We start from the raw sequence: 18,314 nt of genomic DNA, 5'->3' as shown, positions 1-18,314 counted from the left end.
AAGGGGTGGGTGTAATATGAAGGAATGTAGGCTCCTGCTTTTGGCGATTTCCATGGTGTGGGGAGGCTGTTGCTTTTTCCTTGGGACTAATCCCGTAATGGCGGCAGAAACCTTGGAAACAGTTGAACAGGTTGAAATGGAGGAAAACACTTATGCCGTGTCTGATACGGCATATCTTAATCTCGATTGGCTGGCGGGGGCCGGCAACGAGGATGCAGCTACCATATTGAAGCTAATCGGCAATCGGACTATTGCTGTGGACAGCAGTTTGCCGGATTTTAAGCGTATCAGCAATATGAACCAGACCCTTCGGCGAATAAACTATGATGCCCTTAATCTTTATTGTCTGGCCCACGGCTATACGGAAATAATGGAACTGGGCTGTGGCTATTCCCCAAGGGGCATTTATATGTGCGAGCGGGGAAAAAACTACACGGGCTGTGATTTTGCCTCGGTGATACGGGATATGAGAAAGCTCACTTCATATCTGACTCCACAAGAAAAGGCATTTCTCCATTATAAGATGGCCGGAGTCACCAGCGGGACGGAAATGCAGCAGGCCTCTCAGGAAATAAAGGCTCCGGTGTGCATGGTAGCCGAGGGCTTGTGGATGTTTCTGGGCAATGAGGAAAAAAAGAAGGCGCTTTCAAATATTAAAATGATTTTGGACGCCAAGGGTGGCTGCTTTATCACCACGGATTTCAGCTTTAAGGAATACGGCTGGAATGTGGCTGAGGCCCTGTATCCGGGCCACGGGGAGGCCATAATGGATGAAACCATGGAGCTTTATGATGTGGTTTCCAGGGATGATACAGGCAGTAAAATTTTTAAGAGTCCCCAGGAGGCGGAGAAATTTATTAAGTCATGTAATCTTCAGGTGCAGCGGGTTCCGCTGATTTTTGGCAACTACGAAATGGACCCCAATAATTGTCTTTCCGACGAGCAGGAGCACCAGCTGCTGAATGTGTTGGCAGAGCATTATTTGTGGGTTATTACCTCAGACAGCAAAAAACCACAAATGTAGTTTTTAAATTATAACTGGAAAATAACGGCAGGGCCCGGAATAGGGTCCTGCCTTTTAAAATGCATTAAAAAGCTATTAAAATTTTGTTATAGGACTTATGCTTTGACAGTAAAACTACGATTATAAGGTCAAATAAAGCACATAAAGGTAGTTATACTTTACATAAGGGATTGTATAATTGCTTCAGTGCACAAAAGCGGCGAGTAATCCCCTAAGAAGATGCTGTTTACGAGCGGTATCCTCTTAGGGGATTACCAATTTTCGGGGTTTTCCTTTTTTGATTTTCGAAAATCGGTTATTTGTCCTATATATTTGCTAGTAAATATATAGGGTTGATGTTAATATTAAATGGGAGATTTCGATAAAATTATCAGAAAGGATTCAAAGTTTAGAGAAGGAGTCTCTGTGTCATGGATGTTATTTCAACCAATTCCAAGCCACGGTTCAGGGTGGGCAATGTAAGCTCCACCATGATGGATGAGCTTAGGAAGATATATGGCAATAATATAAAGGATATTGTGACTGTGGATGAGGAGGAGCTGAAGGTCCTAAATGAAAAGGGGCAGCACTCCAGAGCCGCTGTGCAGGCTATTTTCCGCGTGGGTGGGAGAATTGCGCCCGTGTCCTATTTGGGTTTCCTTCGTGACGAGGTTATGAGCGACCCTTATCTGCGGACCAATTATTATTTTGGCAACGGCAAGCTGTGGCGTATTATTTTGAATTCCAACACCATTCAGCCTGTGTTTAGGGCGGCGGATTCCCTGGGCCCAAATGATTTGATGGATACCATGCACCGCATTGCTGAGGCAGACCGTCGGCGTCCCTTCGATTTACGGAAGGGAAAGCTGCTTCGCATGTACATTTTCCGCATCAGTAACGAGGAGTACATGTTCCTTTTGAGTTGGCCACTTTTGATAGACAAGCATTGGACCCCTCACAATCTGTTCCACCATCCGATGATTACTTACAGCAGAATGGAGGAATTCAGCGTTGCTGAGACCGTTACTATGGAAGGCAATGAGCTGGAGTATAATATAGGTCTTCTCAGCGAGACCCCGCTTCTGCTTAGTCTGAATAAGACTCAGATCAGGTCCCTTTTGGATTCCTGTTGGGTGACCTCCTACCAGAAGGATGATGTTATCCTTAATGAAAATGTGAACCAGACCGCCATGCTGGTGCTCCTTACGGGCAGGGTGGCCCGCTTCAGCAAGGGGGATGACGAGTGGATGAAGCCTCTTGATGAGGTGGAGGAAGGGCAGCTGCTAAATCCACAGGTGGTGCTGGGAGTACCTTCATCATTCCTGCTGGAGGCAGTGGAGGAATGCCAGATTTTGCACATTCCGCGAATGCAGTTCAAGCATTTGCTGCAGAACCACAACGATGTGGGCTGGCAGGCCTTTAAGGCCATTACCAGGGAACTGGACCATTATCAGAAGTGCTGGACCAAGGCCCAGGAAAGCGTTAAAAATAAAAATAATGCTCCAGAAGATCAAGAGGAAAAAGAGGATAAAGTAGTTTGACACCCGTTGTGTTGATGGAGAAGCCCCACATAGGGGAGATAATCGGCACCAGCGGGTGTTTTGTTGGGAAAGCAGGTGTGGTATATGACAAAATCGGCAGTTAAGGTTATTTTGAGACTTTGCCTGATTTTATTGGGATGTTTTATAACGGCAATGGGATTTAACCTATTCCTTATTCCGGCCCATCTCCTTACTGGTGGTATAAGCGGTATTTCAATGATCGTGTACTATCTGACGGGGTTGCCGGTGGGTGCCCAGAATCTGGTGTATAATCTGCCAATTTTATACCTGGCCTATAGAATTTTTGGCAAGCGGTATTTCATGGATACCATAATAGGTACGGTGGCCTTTTCTCTTATCCTTGATGCCACGGCCTTTGTTATTGACTGGAGGGTGTGTGCCGATCCTATTTTAAACGCAGTATTTGGCGGCGTATTAAGTGGTATCGGCTTCGGTCTGGTGTTCCGTGCCAATGCCAATACCGGGGGCCTGGACGTGCTGGGGGCAGTTATAAAGAAGTTTTACTCTGTGGATTTGGGTACTGCGGTGGCGGTACTGAACTTTGCCATTGTGTCAGCCTCTGCATTTATGTTTGAGCTGGAGGAAGCCCTATTGTCCTTTGCGGGAATATATGTAACTGCTGAGCTTACCAACCGCGTGGTGGCAGGCTTTAACAGGGAAAAATCCATCGTGATTATTTCACCTAAGTCCAGCGAAATATGTGATGAAATAATGTCCGGAATCCATCGCGGGGTAACATACATCAATGGTCGGGGCGGAATGTCCGGGACAAGCTGTGATGTTCTGTTCACAGTGGTGCGGCTCACTCAGGTGGCCCAGGTGAAGGCTATAGTGGATCATTATGACCCCCAGGCCTTCATGATAGTCTCCGATACCTCTGAGGTAAGCGGCAGGGGCTTTACCATGGAGTGTGAAAGCTATGAGGAGGCCTGTAAAAAATGGGCACACAATATCTAAAAATATCATAGTTATAAAATATATTAAAATCGGATCTGGTAACGGGTCCGATTTTTTTTCGAAAATAATTTGACAACTATATTCAAAAATCGTAATATACAAATATAATAAAATGAAGTTAAAATTGGAATGAAATACATGGAGGTAGACAATGATTGAAGATATGAAATTTTTGGAAGAGCAGGCAGAGCTTTTGAAGGTCATTGCCCATCCCGTCCGCCTTTGCATAGCCCGCGGCCTTTGGCGCAGTGGCAGCTGCAATGTGAGCCACATGCAGTGCTGTCTGGAGGTGCCTCAGTCCACCGTTTCCCAGCATCTGGGTAAATTACGCCAGGCTGGAATCATTGAGGGAGAGCGAAATGGTCTGGAAATTACTTATAGATTGAAGGATGAACGGGTTAAAGCCATTTTATCCTGTTTATTTTCTCAGTAATCATATTATGAAGTTAAGATTGTTGAAAATTTTAGGAGTGAACTGATATGAAAAAGTATTTAATCGTTGGGGGCGTGGCCGGCGGCGCAACTGCGGCTGCCAGACTTCGCCGTCTTGAAGAAGATGCAGAGATAATTATGTTCGAGCGTGGCGGGGATGTTTCCTTTGCTAACTGTGGACTGCCCTATTATGTAGGTGGCACTATTAAGTATAGGGACGACCTGCTGGTGATGGATCCGCCTGCCTTTAAGAAGCTGTTTAATATTGATGTGCGTATTTACAGTGAAGTGGTTTCCGTGAATCCTGAAGCTAAATCAGTACAGGTGAGATTTGGGGATACCCAGTATGAGGAGCACTATGATGCTTTACTGCTGGCTCCGGGAGCTAAGCCTCTAACTCCGGGGATTCCAGGTATCGAGCATAAAAATATTGTTACCCTTAGAAATGTTCCAGATGCGGATATACTTCATAAGCTGAGCCACGACTATCCTTCCGGCAAGGCTGTGGTCGTAGGTGGTGGCTTTGTGGGCATTGAGTCTGCAGAGAATATAAGACAGCAGGGGCTGGAGGTAACTGTTGTGGAGGCGGCACCTCATATTTTGGCGCCCTTTGATACGGATATAGTGGTGCAGGCGGAAAATGAACTGCGAAGCAATGGGGTAAATCTAAAGCTGGGTGACGGTGTGAAGGAATTTCATCACGAGTCGGACGGCAGCATTAAGGTGGAGCTTTCCTCCGGGGAGATGCTGGCAGCAGATTTCGTGGTACTGTCCATAGGTGTGCGCCCGGATACGGGATTTTTGCAGGAAAGCGGCATTGACTTGAATGACAGGGGCTATATCGTTGTAAATGAATATATGCAGACTAATTTCAAGGATATCTACGCTGTAGGAGATGCAGTGCAGACCTATAACGGGCAAACCAGTGAAGCAGGTTCACTGGCCTTGGCAGGACCTGCTAACAGTCAGGGGCGGCTGGCAGCTGATAATATAAACGGTGCCCAGCGAAAATATCGTGGCTTTGTGGGCAGCTCAATTTTGAAGGTATTTGAACTTACAGCGGCTTCCACCGGCATGAATGAAAGGGCCCTTCAGAGACAGGGGCTGGTGTATGGTAAGGACTACAGATTTACCGTTACCTTCCCGGCAGATCACGCCACCTATTATCCAGGAGCCAAAAATTTTACCCTGAAAATGATCTTCAGCATGAAGGATGGCAAGGTGCTGGGAGCCCAGGCCATTGGCCCAAAGGGTGTAGACAAGCGCATTGATGTAATCGCCTCCGTGATTCGCTTTGGTGGCACTGTGCAGGATTTGATGGATTTGGAGCTGGCCTACGCTCCACCATTTTCCTCAGCCAAGGACCCTGTAAATATGGCGGGATACTACGCAGATAACATTATGCAGGGGATGACGAATCCGCTTCTGCCAAATGAATTGGAGGCTGAGCTGAATAAGGGGGCACTCCTTATTGATGTGAGAAGTCCTGAAATGTTTGCGGCAGGCCATATAAAGGGGGCTGTAAACATTCCGGCTCCTAAGCTAAGAACTCAGCTGGATAAGCTGGATAAAAATCGTCCTATTATAGTTAGCTGTCGGGTGGGAATCAACGGCTATTATATGGAAAGAATGCTTATACAACACGGGTTTACAGTGCGTAATCTGATGGGTGGCTTCTCCTATGCCAGATGGTTTGCCCTGGATTTACAGAACTAATCAGGAGGAGGATTTTTAATCATGGGAAAATTATCACCCCGTCATGCGGTGGTGGATAGCAATATGTGTGTGGCTTGTGGAACCTGTGCAGACGTTTGCCCCACTGGCGCTATGGAAATAGTCAGTGGCGTCTTTGCCAAGCCTATAGAAGAAAAATGTGTTGGCTGCGGAATGTGTGCTAAGGAGTGTCCTGCATCGGCTATTAGGGTGGAGGTGCGGTCATGAAGAAGCAGCAACGCCATTGGTACCATTATCTTTGGATTTGGTCCATTATCTATTTTTCTTTAGGATTTGTGAACATTTTATTTGCCTGGCTGGGGCTTATCAGCTTCTGCCTGCCACTGATTTTTGCCATTGGGGGCGGCAACAAGCTATTTTGCAACCGCTACTGTGATAGAGGCCAATTTCTGCGGGTAATGGGAAGTCAGGTGGGACTCTCCCTCCGTCGGGAAATGCCGGAGTGGATGAAGGGCAAGGCTTTCAGATATGGCTTTATGGTTTTCTTTTTCGCCATGTTCTTCAATATCATCTATGTATCCTGGCTGGTGGGCAGTGAAATACAGGGGATTCAGGAGGCAGTAACTGTGCTGTGGACCTTCCAGCTGCCATGGAACTGGACATATTCTGTGGGAATTACCCCATGGGTGGCCCAGTTTGCCTTCGGGCTATATAGCTTGATGCTTACCTCTGAAATTATTGCCATAGTGGCAATGCTTATCTATAAGCCTAGAAGCTGGTGTGTGTTCTGCCCAATGGGCACTCTGACCCAGACCATCTGTAAGGCTAAGTATGTGCCAACAGCAAAATAGATTCAAATAAACGTTTTTTTAAGTATTAAATAACATTTAAAAAACATAAAAAATAAAAGGCAACCTGCCATATATCACATGAGATATATAGCAAGGTGCCTTTTTGCTGTCATGAAGCAATTTACATCAGCATCTTCGAGTATTTCTCTGCATCACGCTTCACGTGCTTTATAGCAACAAATTGGAAAATGGTGGTAAAGACGATACAGACTAAACCAATTAATATCCATATTCCTGTCCGTTCATCATCAATGTTATTAATAAAGATGGCTGGATTGAATACGGTGCAGACATCATAAATGGTATGTAATATCACTGGAACAGAAAAGGCTATCAGATATTGGCGCTTATATGGAAGACCATTTTTCTTGTTGTATTGTCCGATTCCGATATATTTACCCATGATAATACCAAATATGGTATGAACCCCAAGAGTAAGTAATCTTAACAGGCCTTCGATGTCCTCACCATAGACGAATTCCTCGAGTAAGGTAATACCGATACCCACCGCGGCACCAGTCAAAATGTATTCATAAACATTTTTAGGCTTAAATAACCATATTGCCAAAATAATCATCAGTAATCTGGATATTTCCTCAATTAATCCGGCTCGCCAAAAGGATGTTACGAAAGATTTTATAACCACATTTTGTATATTTTCTATGGTAAACCCCATGTTCATAAACGTAAAGGCAATTCCCAATGCAAATACCAGGGTTAGTATAGTGGCAAGAATTCCTAAAAAAATTGGTACAAATGCCTGTTTCCTATTAATGGACATATCACATTCCCATTTCAGCATTTTTTTGTAAACTATTCCCAATATGATAGAAGTTAAAAGCACCTGAATAATCATCATTTTAGACAACCCCCTTTGGAGTATAATTTTACTACTATTCTTTATATCCATATAGTTTTAAAAGTGTTACTGATTTGAAAAATATTTATCTGGAAAAAAGTAGAAGGAATTTTTCCATGTGGGTGGAATAATCATTTTATATAGTTTGGGAATAATTGTATTACAGAAAAAAATTAGGAGGATTTCGCGATGAAAAAGAAGATTATTGGCTTATTATCCGTATTAACTATAGGAACCTTCTATATTAGCACGGCCAGTGCAGCTGAAAAAATGGTTGGAATGCCAAACCCTATGGTGGCTTATAATACTGTGGCAGAGGCAAAAGTAGCAGCCGGGTTTCAGCCCTTATACCTTCCATCCATAAGTGGATATCATGTAAATCAGGTCTGGGTCATTGGCGGTGATCTTATCGATATAGAGTATGCATCAGATAATGAGCCGGTGGGCAAATTCCGCCTTCGTACAGCCCGTTGTACAGAGCTTACCAATGACAATATCAGCGGCATATACGGAGCTACCTGGAATAAGGAAAAAATCAATGGTTTGTCTGTAGCTATAGCGGAGATTTATTACGAGAAGGATATGCCGATTGACTATGCTGCCCATTGGACCCACAATAATATGCTGTTTTCTGTAAGCGGAGAGAAGCTGACCTATAGGGAGTTCTGGCGGTTATTGGAGCATGGACTTGTGGAGCTTAGTCAGAATTATTTTTAAGATAGTATAATAAAAAGGCTTTTGCGGTGCTGCGGGATTTGCTCCTACAGCAGGCAAAGGCCTTATTTTTGTGGGTCGGTATTAAGTTTAATAATAGCATCGATGATGTCCTTGGATTTTTCATCTAGGTTAGAATATACACGGATAATGGCTTCAAGGCGCTGGTCTGGTGGTGTATCTTGATGCGTGGTGGTAGCATTATTGGTGGGAATAAAGTAATCTATCGGAACGGATAAAGCCACAGACAGCTCATGCAAGTCTTCAGAAACAATACCAGTAGTATATCCCCGTTCCCAATTGGAAATAACCTGCGATGATTTATGTATTTTTTGCCCAAGCTCGACTTGTGTCAGGTCTAGCTCTTTTCGCCGTTTCCTAATTTTATAGCCAATATCCATGTTGGTTACCACCTCAATGGTTATTATACCTAAAACAAATAAGCCAAAAACAAAACTAACGGACTTTAATAATAATAGGGCTTTAAACCTTGTAAACTAACTGAAATGGTTATAAAATTAAGTAGAATAAGATTAATCGGGTGATGGATTTACAAAAGAATGTTAATTAGATGTTCTATTTGGCCATCACCTTTCTTTATATGTTTATAATAACGGAATTCGTTAATAAAGGATAAATAAATGTGGTGCAAAGAGTGTAAGATAGAAACATTAAGCGATAAGTGTCCCATTTGTGGTCATGAGACTGAGGCCAATATACCAACAGAAGTTCATTGGTGTGGCTATTGTAATATACCAATTATTCGTAAGGCAAATGAAACAGAAAAATCACGGTGCCCGTTATGTAATAGTGAGACCAAATACATTAGTACCGATTTACGACCAGTATTTCCTCAGGAAAGACTGCTTTTGGAATTGATGTGGAAAATGGAGCCAAATAGTTTAGCTGATAAATCAGTTTGGGCCAACAATAGCCGATGCTATATTAATGGCAAAGCTAAGAATGTAACGGCAGCATTATATAGAAAACAGGATATAAATTTATTGCGGCAACAGTTGAAAAAATATGAGCAGGAAAATAACGAAAAGTTTTTCGAGCTGAACATAAATAAATTTATTGATGCAAATAAACAACATTTGGCGGAAATAATTAATGAGGCACATGATTTTATTCGTAGCGAAGCGGAAAAGTATCCTCAGGAAAATATAGTGTTGTCTTTTTCTGGGGGAAAGGATTCTACAGTAACAGCGGATATAGTTACCAAGGCGTTGTCTAACCCTAGCTTGGTTCATATTTTTGGAAATACAACTCTGGAATTTCCGACAACTATGGAGTATGCCAATAGATTTCGTGATAATCATCCACAGGCAATTTTTCAGGTGGCGGAAAATCGCGAACAGCATTTTATGGATATGTGTGAGGAAATTGGTCCGCCTGCCAGACTTATGCGCTGGTGCTGCTCAATGTTTAAGACAGGTCCAATAACCCGTGTAATTAACAATTTATACCGAAATCAGCAAATATTAACCTTTTATGGTATACGGCGGTATGAATCGGTTAGCAGAAGTAAATACAATCGTGTGGAGAAAAACAGCGAGTCAGTTAAGATACAGCAGCAAACTGTTGCAGCTCCAATATTTAATTGGAAAGATATAGATGTGTGGTTGTATATATTGGAAGAAGGAATAGACTTTAATGATGCGTATCGTCTTGGCTATGATCGGGTAGGTTGTTGGTGTTGCCCTAATAATACGGGGCGTGCTCAATTTTTATCCAGCATTTTTATGCCGGATAAATCAGCTAAATGGCATAATTTTTTGGTGAACTTTGCTAAAAAAATAGGTAAGCCTGACCCTGAAGTTTACGTAGAAACAGGAAAATGGAAGGCAAGGCAAGGTGGTAATGGTCTGTCGTCCGCAAAAACTGTAAAATTACAATTCACAAATTGTACATCAGAGGAAAATTCAAAAATATATAAGCTATTTCGTCCTTATGGCGATGAGCTAATAAACATGTTCATACCTTTTGGGCGAGTAGCCCCTGAATTGGGACAGAAATTATTACAGGAAACTATTGTGTTAGATAGTGCTACTAATGTTCCGATTATTTCAATTCAACCATTTGCCCAGGATGGGTATGACTATGCTGTTAAAGTTAAAACGATGAATGTTAAGGATCATGAAGGAATACAACGCATGGTAGGCTATCAAATTCGAAAATACAATGCCTGTCGTCGTTGCCTGAAATGTGAATCCTTATGCAGAACGGGAGCAATTTCTATTGTAGGTGACAGCTACTACATCGATGCAGAAAAATGTGTCCATTGTAAAAAATGTATGAATGCTAAGTTTTTGGCTGGTGGTTGCACTATGGACAAGTATTTAAGAACAAAGTAAGTAATGTGAGGTTTTAATGATGAAGTTTAGGAGCCATGAAACTTTTTTTATCCGTAAGGGTTGGCTTAGTAAGGGAATGAAATATGTTAGCAAATATGATGATGTGTTTGTCACCAAGGACCCTAAGCCAATGGATAGGCTGGGGATTGGCTCTAACATGGTCAAATCTTTGCGTTATTGGATGCAGGCGACTGGCCTTACCGAGGAACCAAAAAGTGGCAAACGAACTCAAAAATTTACTGATGTAGGTCAAATTATATTTGATAGGGACCGTTATCTGGAAGAACAGGGAACCTTGGCTTTAATCCAATGGCAATTAGTTAGTAATAGCGAATTGGCCACTTCCTGGTATTATTTCTTTTATCTTTTTAAAATGCAGGAATTTACTAGAGAAGATTTCGTTCAAGGGTTGAAAAACTATGTATTAATGGAGAATGCAGGGGAGGCAGCAGCCGATCGCTCTTATCAAGATGATTTTAATTGCATTATCAACACATATTTACCAAGGTATAAGACTAATACCAGGCATACTTCTCCAGAAAATAATATTGCTTGTCCTTTGGGAGAGCTTGGTTTGGTGGATATTGCCAATAAAGAGAAAAAGCTGTACCGTAAGGCAATGCTTTTAACTTCTATGTTGCCACCGCATATTGCATTGGCCATAATTCTAAATGCCCATGAAGGACAGAGAGAAATTGATATTTCTAAGATTCTTAATGATGAAAAAAGCCTTGGAAGAGCGTTTAATATGGATATGATTTCTCTACTGGATGTACTACGGCGCATTGAATTATTAGGAGAAATTAAAATAATTCGGACCGCTGGTTTGGATGTGGTTAAAATTCTGACAGAAAAATCAGCATTGGAATGTGTTAACCAGTACTATCAGGATCTAGAGAAAGATTAAAAAGGTGAAGTATGAAAGATATGATAAAAATAGCAGCAGGGTTTCAGAATTCTGTAAATTTGGTTTATGATTTGCACCACATGGAAAAAATCGAAAATTATATTCCAGCCAATGCTGCGTTAGATTTTATAGAAGATGTGATAAAATCGACGGATGATAACGGCACAGAGCGGGCAAGGGTTCTTATAGGGCCTTATGGTAAAGGAAAATCCCATATGGTCTTAGCTTTATTGTCCTTGTTGTTAAAAAAGGATCTTAATAAATTTATTCATTTATTACCTAAGTTAGAGGAAAGAGCCAATTTAAAAATATTAATTGATGGATATTATGAAAGCAATAAAAAATTATTACCTGTAATAATATCTGGAAGTAGCAGTAGTATTTCACAAGCGTTTTTATTGGCGTTGGAGCGTACATTGAAGGATGAGGACTTGCTCAATGTTATGCCTGAAACCAATTATAAAGCTGCAGTAAGATGTATTAATAAATGGCAGACAGAATTTCCGGATACTTATCAGCAATTTGTAAACGGCATTAAGTCAACAGGACAGGATTTTATAGAACGATTGGAGTCCTTTGACATAACTGCTTATGAGGAATTTGAAAAGATATATCCTAATTTGACGGCGGGTAGTGTTTTTAATCCATTCCTGGGTTTTGATGTGGCAGAGCTTTATGAAAGTGTACTTAAAAGTATAAAGCAAAAGGGATATACAGGTCTCTTTGTTGTATACGATGAGTTTAGCAAGTTTTTGGAGGCTAATATAAAGGCTGCTTCAGTTAGCGATACAAAGCAACTGCAGGATTTTGCGGAAAAATGCAATCGCAGTGGCAAAGAACAAATGCATTTGTTGTTGATATCCCACAAGGAAATTGCCAATTATATTGACCAATTGCCAAAACAAAAGACTGATGGCTGGCGTGGAGTATCTGAGCGTTTTAAGCACACTCATTTTAGTGATGAATATATTCAAACATATGAGATAATCGACACAGTCATCCAAAAGGATCAAGTAAAATGGCAGAAGTTTGTTAAGAAAAATAACAGTGTATTTGCCGAGTTAGAAAAAACATATAAAGATCATGAAATGTTCAGGGATATTCCTGTTGATAATGTCTTGAATGTACTACAAGGAGCGTATCCTTTACATCCATCTTCCCTGTTTATATTGCCAAGACTTTCAGAACGGGTGGCACAGAATGAACGGACGTTATTTACATTCTTGTCGGCAAATAGTCATAACACCTTACAAGAATATTTAAAACTACATAGTGATGAAAAATTTTTCCTGATAACCCCAGATTATATCTATGATTATTTCCAGCCATTATTGGAAAAGGAAGTTAATACTGGAACCATTGGCAAGAATTATGAACTGGCCAAAAATATATTGCCCAAAATATCCGATAGTGAAATCCAGCCCAAAATCGTTAAGATTTTGGCAATGATTTATATGCTTGAGCAATATGATGCTTTACCTCCTACCAAGGAAGAAATACAGCACATACTGGAAAAGGATTATACACTTTCAGAAATAGATCGTGCCATAGATGATTTAATCGCTAAGGAATATGTAATTTATTTGAAACGCAGCAATGGATATTTGTGCCTGAAAAAAGCATCAGGAATAAATATTTATGCCCAGATCTCCAATGGCAAGGAAGCCAATGCTCATGCAGATATTAAAGAAATATTGAACACTTTAAATTTTGACCGCTACATGTATCCTTCTCGTTATAACGATGATAAGGAAATGACGCGCTTTTTTGCGGTGGAATTTATTAATGCATCTGATGTTACAGATGAAGTAAATTGGCATATAAAAAGTGAAAATATCCCAGCAGACGGAGTAATTTATGCTGTACTGGGGGAATCAGAGGAAGAAATTGAGATAGCAAAAGACATAATTGAATCCTCTACCCAAAATGCAGAGAGAATAATATTTGCATTACCTCATCAATATTTATCTATAAGAGATAAAATTATTGAATTGCATGTTGTCCACCAGCTTAGGGAGGCAGCTGTAGGGGATGAAGTGCTATACGGCGAATATGATCTGATTTATGATGACTTGTATGCCATGGTAAAGGACTTTTTGCAGGGGTATACGAGACCGGAAAATAAGACAGTTAGCTTTTATTATTTAGGTGAGAAGCAGAAGTTTTATCGTAAGTCCCAGTTATCGGAGTTGATGTCAAATATTTGTCATAAGATATATTCTGATACACCAGTTATAAATAATGAGGTTATTAATAAAAATGAAATTACTTCTACTGCCCTAAATAGCCTTCATAAGGTGTTGACAGCAATTTTACGAAAAGATGTGGAGTCAGAGCTGGGGTTAAGTGGTTTTGGACAGGAAGTATCCATTATGCGTAGCACCATTATGAATACGGGGTTATTGTCAAACAATGATGATGTTTGGACTCTGAATAAATTTTCTGCAGATGAAAAAATAAATGGTGTTATGAAAACCATATATAGCTTTATTGATGGGGCTGGAACCGGAAATCCGAAATCTTTCAATGAATTGTATCAAAAACTCATGGGACCTATTGGAAAAATTGGCCTTCGCCGGGGCGTAATTCCAATTTATATTGCTGTGGCATTACACATTTATCAGGGACGAATCATTATTTATGATGAAAAAACTCCAGTGGATATAAGTGCTGATATTTTGCAACAAATTAATGTGGAACCAGAGAAGTTTTATCTGGAGCGTATTGATTGGTCAGAGGATAAGGAAAAATATATAAAAGGGCTAGAAGATATTTTTGCTGATTATATACCTGCTGCAGCTACTAACGGAGATTTGTTTGAACATGTGGCTAGGGGGATGTATGGTTGGTATTTGTCATTGCCTAAGTATGCCAAAGAACTAACGGTAACGGTTAGTGGGAATACTGTAAAGCGTGAATATCTGCAAATTATCAAAAACATAAAAGGCATGCAAAGTGCGAATGACTTACTGTTTCAAAAAATTCCTCGGAGTGTAGGTATAGATATATCCAAAAATAACGAATTGATTCAGCTTATTAATGATGCCAAAAGGTTATTTGATGAAGCAGTACCAACCTTAATTCAAGCCATTGGCGGCTATCTGCGGCAGACATTTGGTAAAAGCCAGCCTAAAAGAGCATCGCTGCAGTCTATAATGCTGGATTGGTGTGAGACACTTCCAAATGGAGTGCTGGAAGAAAGCTTTGCTGATGGGACAGAAAAATTTTTGGAACTTTGTCAGCAGGAAGATTTTAGTGAGGCTGACTGGTTATTGCATATAGCGAGAATGACTACTGGATTACGGTTTAATGATTGGGATAAAAATACTTTTTCATTATTCAGTGAGCGAGTGTCGCAATATAAGTTAAGCGCTGAAAACTTTGTTGCCAAGCCTTTTAATGATGCAGATTCTGATGAGTTACAGGAAGGCTTTGAATTTTCCTTTGTAAATGATAAGGGCAAAACGCAACGTCGTCGCTTTGCTACGGTGGATTATTCTCCGCGAGCAAAGTTGCTTCTTAATAGTATTGAAGCAAACATAGACGCTATGGGGCAGTCTATTAGTGAGCAAGAAAAACGCCAGGTGTTGGCTGAAATATTAAAAAAATTATGTTAATCGTTGGAGGGAAGTAGGATGGCCTACTTTAATAATGCGGCAACTACATATCCTAAACCTGAGTGCGTATATAAAGCTATGGCTGATTTTGGAAGTCAATATGTTGGCAGTAGCGATAGGGGCGGCGGAGCAAAATCAGTGGGGAAATTGATATCTGATACTCGAAGCTTACTTAAGGAGCTTTTTCATACTCATAATCATGAGGTGATTTTTACACCGACAGCGACGTTAGCTTTAAATATGATTATCCAAGGGCTAGTGGTTTCTGGAAGGAAAAATATCTATATAACACCTTTTGAACATAACGCTGTAACCAGAGTTCTGCATGGTTTGGGGAAAATGTATGAACTGAAGGTACAGGAGCTAAAAGTAAAACATGATTATACTTATGATTTAGAACGAATTGGTTATCAATTTTCTGAAGTAAAACCAGATGTGGTGATAGTATCCCATGCCAGTAATGTTTTTGGCTTGGTTGCTCCTGCTGATGAAATATTTTCCTTGTCAAAGAAATACCAAGCTGTGAACGTGTTGGATATGTCACAGACAGCAGGGTTAATAGACACAGATCTTGGGAATTTGAACTGTGATTGTGCCGTTTTTGCAGGTCATAAAACTCTTTATGGACCAACGGGGATTTCAGGATTTTTACTTAATCCAAATATTGCATTAACTCCGGTGATATATGGTGGAACAGGTGTTGACTCAGCTAATCAAGATATGCCAAGAGAGTTGCCTAGCCGTTATGAAATGGGAACCATGAATGCCTGGGGTATAGCTGGGCTTCATGCGGCGTTGACTTGGTTAAAAGAAACGGGCATTGAACATATTCATAAGTTGGAACAAATCAATAGGGGAAAGTTGCTGGATATATTAGGGGAATATGAATTTATCCAGCTTGTTGGTATAAATCCAGATTGTGAATATGTGGGTGTTGTTTCAATGTTGATAGATGGTATCAGCAGCGACAGTGCAGCATCTATTTTCGATCGTTTGGGGATAGATGTCCGGACAGGACTCCAATGTGCACCATATGCCCATAAGTTTTTGGGGACCTTCCCAGCTGGAACTATTCGGTTGAGTGTAGGGTATTTTACTAGTGATGAGGACTTCCAGAAGCTGCGGGATGCATTGGATTATATAGGGGATAATTTGTAGGGGATATATTATTTGTTACGGGGGTATTTAAATGGAAACATGCGTAGAAGCATTAAGTAAAGTTATTGATAAAATCACGTCAAAAGAGATTTTATTGCCGGATTTCCAACGTAAATTTGTTTGGAAAGAAGAGGAAAAGCAAGCCAAATTAGTCGCTTCGGTATTAGCAAAAATGCCTGTAGGCAGTATTCTTTTATTAAAAAGTGATTCAAAGGATTATGCGTATAAACAAATCGGATGTAAGGAGAGAAAGACAAGTCAGGAATTAGATATTACAGGGGAAATTAAGGCACTGCTAGACGGTCAGCAAAGAGTAACTGTATTGACCAATGCTTTTTCCAATGTTGTATTTGATATGGCTGGTAAACCAAGTAATTTAATAAATCAAAATGCACTGAAGAGAAGATTTTTTCTAAGAATACCTAAATACAGTACTTCGGATGGAGCTGTGGCAGATTTATTCAATGCTAGAGGGTTAGATTTGCCATGGAAGGATGCCGAAAAGGATGAGCCAAATTTTTTGGCAGATGAAATATATGAGGCAATAAAAATCATAAATTTTACTAAAGATGGTGCGGAATGCTTTAATCCATTTAAAAATCCGCAGTCTCCTAAGAGCGAATTGGTAAATTACTGTAGTGCAGGAGATGAATATTTAGTACCACTTTATTTGCTTACAGGGAACAATGATGCTTGGCTAAATCAAATATTGACCAGAATAGCAGATAATATTCAGTTAGAAATCCTATCTAAATATGATTCATTAGAACAAGATGAAAAGGAACCTTTTGTAAAATCAATTATTACAGAAGATATACAGGAATTTGCTGCAGACAAAGACCGTATGGCAGAACGTGATGACTTTCAAGACTTACTGAAAGAGCAAGGCAATATGTGGGTTGGGAATCTAAAAAGCTATTTGATGTCTTGCCTCAATAGAATACAGCTTAACCAGTTAATAGTAGATAATCATAATCGTGCAAGAGCAATTAATATTTATGAAAATTTAAATAAAGGTGGAGTATCTCTTGGTACGTTTGAATTAATTATGGCAAAGTTTGCTAGTGTTAGTAATGAAAATTACTATGATAAGCTGGTTGGTTATATAAAATCTCCACGAAATTATGAAGATGTGGTTTATAGCGCCAATCTAAGTAATGATGAAAAAGTAAAAAGCTATATTAATTCCAATAAATATACTGCTACTTTAACTTTGGGGTGTTTGGATAAGATAAATGAAGAAATATCTGGTGCCTATATCGAAGCATATTTAGATGTTATAAGTTTGTTTGCTTATTGCCAAGATTTTGATCCAGATAAGCTTAATATATCCTTGATTAAACGTGAAAAAATTCTTGCTATAAGTGCAGAGGATTTAAGAGATAGATGTGAAGAGGTATGTGATGCATTAGACCAAGCATTGTTCTTTATGCAGATGAGATGCGGTATTAGAAATGTTAAGGATATTAATTACAAGTTAATGCTGGTGGTTGTAGCTTATATTTTATTAAATTCAAAATATAGAAGTGAAAAAAGAACGTATGACTTACTAGAAGCCTGGTATTGGATAAGCATTTTCTCGGGGTATTTTAATACAGACCAGACGGAACGGACAATTGCTTCTATAAGATATCTCATTGAAATATTGGAAAAAGGTGATATTGCTTGGCTTAAAGGATTGTACGATCAAATTTTTAAAGCTAGCTATTTTACAGAAAAGGAATTTTTACTGTTAAAAAAGCCAGATGATACTGGAATTTATCCTAAGGAGTTTTTACGTGACGTAATTTGCCAATTCTTTTTGATACAAAACTATAAAGGATTAATTGAAAAAAATGTGCCTATAAATCCATTTACAGAAGAAAGACTTGAAAAACACCATGTTATTCCATTAGGATCGCTAAAATATCCGGATGAAAAGATAAAAAATTCGGAGGATAAACTGAGAAGCAAAAAAGATTATTTCTTAAATTCTCCAGTTAATTTTGTATATATTACAGCTGCAGAAAATTTGGCAATATCAGATGACAAATTATCCGATTATGCTCCAAGGATAAAAAATTATGCATCCAAATCAGTGTTAGGCTTGAATGGAGACTTTGATACTTCCTCTGAGGCTTCCTGCAGAAAAATTTTATCACAAAGATATGATGAATTAGTTGGTAAAGTTCAACAGCATATTAATATTTTAATTCCTTCGTTGTCGTGATGAAATATTATTAG

General features: G+C 39.8%; 15 protein-coding genes. 13 read left to right on the top strand and 2 right to left on the bottom strand.

Annotation, left to right across the window (positions count from 1 at the left end; translation table 11 throughout):
- The first annotated feature begins 16 nt into the window (after positions 1-16).
- From B6K08_RS04340 to B6K08_RS04310, 7 genes are all read left to right on the top strand, one after another.
- On the top strand, positions 17-1,024 hold the full coding sequence (locus B6K08_RS04340) for a hypothetical protein (RefSeq protein ID WP_080325490.1): 1,008 nt from the start codon (positions 17-19) through the stop codon (positions 1,022-1,024).
- 410 nt (positions 1,025-1,434) lie between these two features.
- Positions 1,435-2,544, top strand: coding sequence for a cyclic nucleotide-binding domain-containing protein (locus B6K08_RS04335; RefSeq protein ID WP_080325489.1), 1,110 nt, complete (start codon positions 1,435-1,437; stop codon positions 2,542-2,544).
- A gap of 84 nt (positions 2,545-2,628) precedes the next feature.
- The gene (locus B6K08_RS04330; protein WP_080325488.1) at positions 2,629-3,522 is read left to right on the top strand and encodes a YitT family protein; all 894 of its coding nucleotides are present in this window, start codon (positions 2,629-2,631) and stop codon (positions 3,520-3,522) included.
- Positions 3,523-3,673: 151 nt separating this feature from the next.
- The gene (locus tag B6K08_RS04325; RefSeq protein WP_027406558.1) at positions 3,674-3,955 is read left to right on the top strand and encodes an ArsR/SmtB family transcription factor; all 282 of its coding nucleotides are present in this window, start codon (positions 3,674-3,676) and stop codon (positions 3,953-3,955) included.
- Between the two features lie 47 nt (positions 3,956-4,002).
- Positions 4,003-5,670 (top strand): FAD-dependent oxidoreductase, encoded by a 1,668-nt coding sequence (locus B6K08_RS04320; protein ID WP_080325487.1) that lies wholly within the window; start codon positions 4,003-4,005, stop codon positions 5,668-5,670.
- 21 nt (positions 5,671-5,691) lie between these two features.
- Entirely contained in the window at positions 5,692-5,895 is a 204-nt protein-coding gene (locus B6K08_RS04315) for a 4Fe-4S binding protein (RefSeq protein WP_080325486.1), read from the top strand.
- On the top strand, positions 5,892-6,479 hold the full coding sequence (locus tag B6K08_RS04310) for a hypothetical protein (RefSeq protein WP_080325485.1): 588 nt from the start codon (positions 5,892-5,894) through the stop codon (positions 6,477-6,479). Before B6K08_RS04315 ends, B6K08_RS04310 begins: the two co-directional genes overlap by 4 nt.
- Positions 6,480-6,600: 121 nt before the next feature.
- Here the strand turns inward: B6K08_RS04310 and B6K08_RS04305 are convergent, their stop codons facing one another.
- Positions 6,601-7,338, bottom strand: coding sequence for a PrsW family glutamic-type intramembrane protease (locus tag B6K08_RS04305; RefSeq protein ID WP_159446686.1), 738 nt, complete (start codon positions 7,336-7,338; stop codon positions 6,601-6,603).
- Between the two features lie 189 nt (positions 7,339-7,527).
- Here B6K08_RS04305 and B6K08_RS04300 point away from each other — a divergent pair, with 189 nt between their 5' ends.
- Entirely contained in the window at positions 7,528-8,055 is a 528-nt protein-coding gene (locus tag B6K08_RS04300; RefSeq protein WP_080325483.1) for a hypothetical protein, read from the top strand.
- A 62-nt stretch (positions 8,056-8,117) separates the two neighbouring features.
- On the opposite strand, the gene B6K08_RS04295 is transcribed toward B6K08_RS04300, so the two are convergent.
- Positions 8,118-8,453 carry a helix-turn-helix domain-containing protein gene (locus B6K08_RS04295; RefSeq protein WP_080325482.1) on the bottom strand — a complete coding sequence of 112 codons (336 nt, stop codon included), beginning with the start codon at positions 8,451-8,453 and terminating at the stop codon, positions 8,118-8,120.
- Positions 8,454-8,930: 477 nt separating this feature from the next.
- On the opposite strand from B6K08_RS04295, the gene B6K08_RS04290 reads away from it, so the two are divergent.
- Genes B6K08_RS04290 through B6K08_RS04270 form a run of 5 tightly spaced genes read left to right on the top strand, consistent with a single transcriptional unit; the run spans position 8,931 to position 18,300 of the window.
- Positions 8,931-10,409, top strand: coding sequence for a phosphoadenosine phosphosulfate reductase domain-containing protein (locus B6K08_RS04290; protein WP_234985208.1), 1,479 nt, complete (start codon positions 8,931-8,933; stop codon positions 10,407-10,409).
- A 16-nt stretch (positions 10,410-10,425) separates the two neighbouring features.
- Positions 10,426-11,316 (top strand): DUF4007 family protein, encoded by an 891-nt coding sequence (locus B6K08_RS04285; RefSeq protein ID WP_234985206.1) that lies wholly within the window; start codon positions 10,426-10,428, stop codon positions 11,314-11,316.
- Positions 11,317-11,327: 11 nt separating this feature from the next.
- On the top strand, positions 11,328-14,933 hold the full coding sequence (locus tag B6K08_RS04280; RefSeq protein WP_080325479.1) for a hypothetical protein: 3,606 nt from the start codon (positions 11,328-11,330) through the stop codon (positions 14,931-14,933).
- 18 nt (positions 14,934-14,951) lie between these two features.
- Positions 14,952-16,091, top strand: coding sequence for an aminotransferase class V-fold PLP-dependent enzyme (locus B6K08_RS04275; RefSeq protein WP_080325478.1), 1,140 nt, complete (start codon positions 14,952-14,954; stop codon positions 16,089-16,091).
- Between the two features lie 31 nt (positions 16,092-16,122).
- Complete coding sequence (locus tag B6K08_RS04270; protein WP_080325477.1) at positions 16,123-18,300, top strand: DUF262 domain-containing protein; 2,178 nt, start codon at positions 16,123-16,125, stop codon at positions 18,298-18,300.
- Positions 18,301-18,314: the final 14 nt, after the last annotated feature.

It is taken from the genome of Anaerovibrio lipolyticus DSM 3074, from assembly GCF_900141865.1.
Classification (GTDB): domain Bacteria; phylum Bacillota; class Negativicutes; order Selenomonadales; family Selenomonadaceae; genus Anaerovibrio; species Anaerovibrio lipolyticus.
The sequence above is the reverse complement of the archived record's forward strand: the minus strand, read 5'-3'. Positions and strand labels throughout refer to the sequence as shown.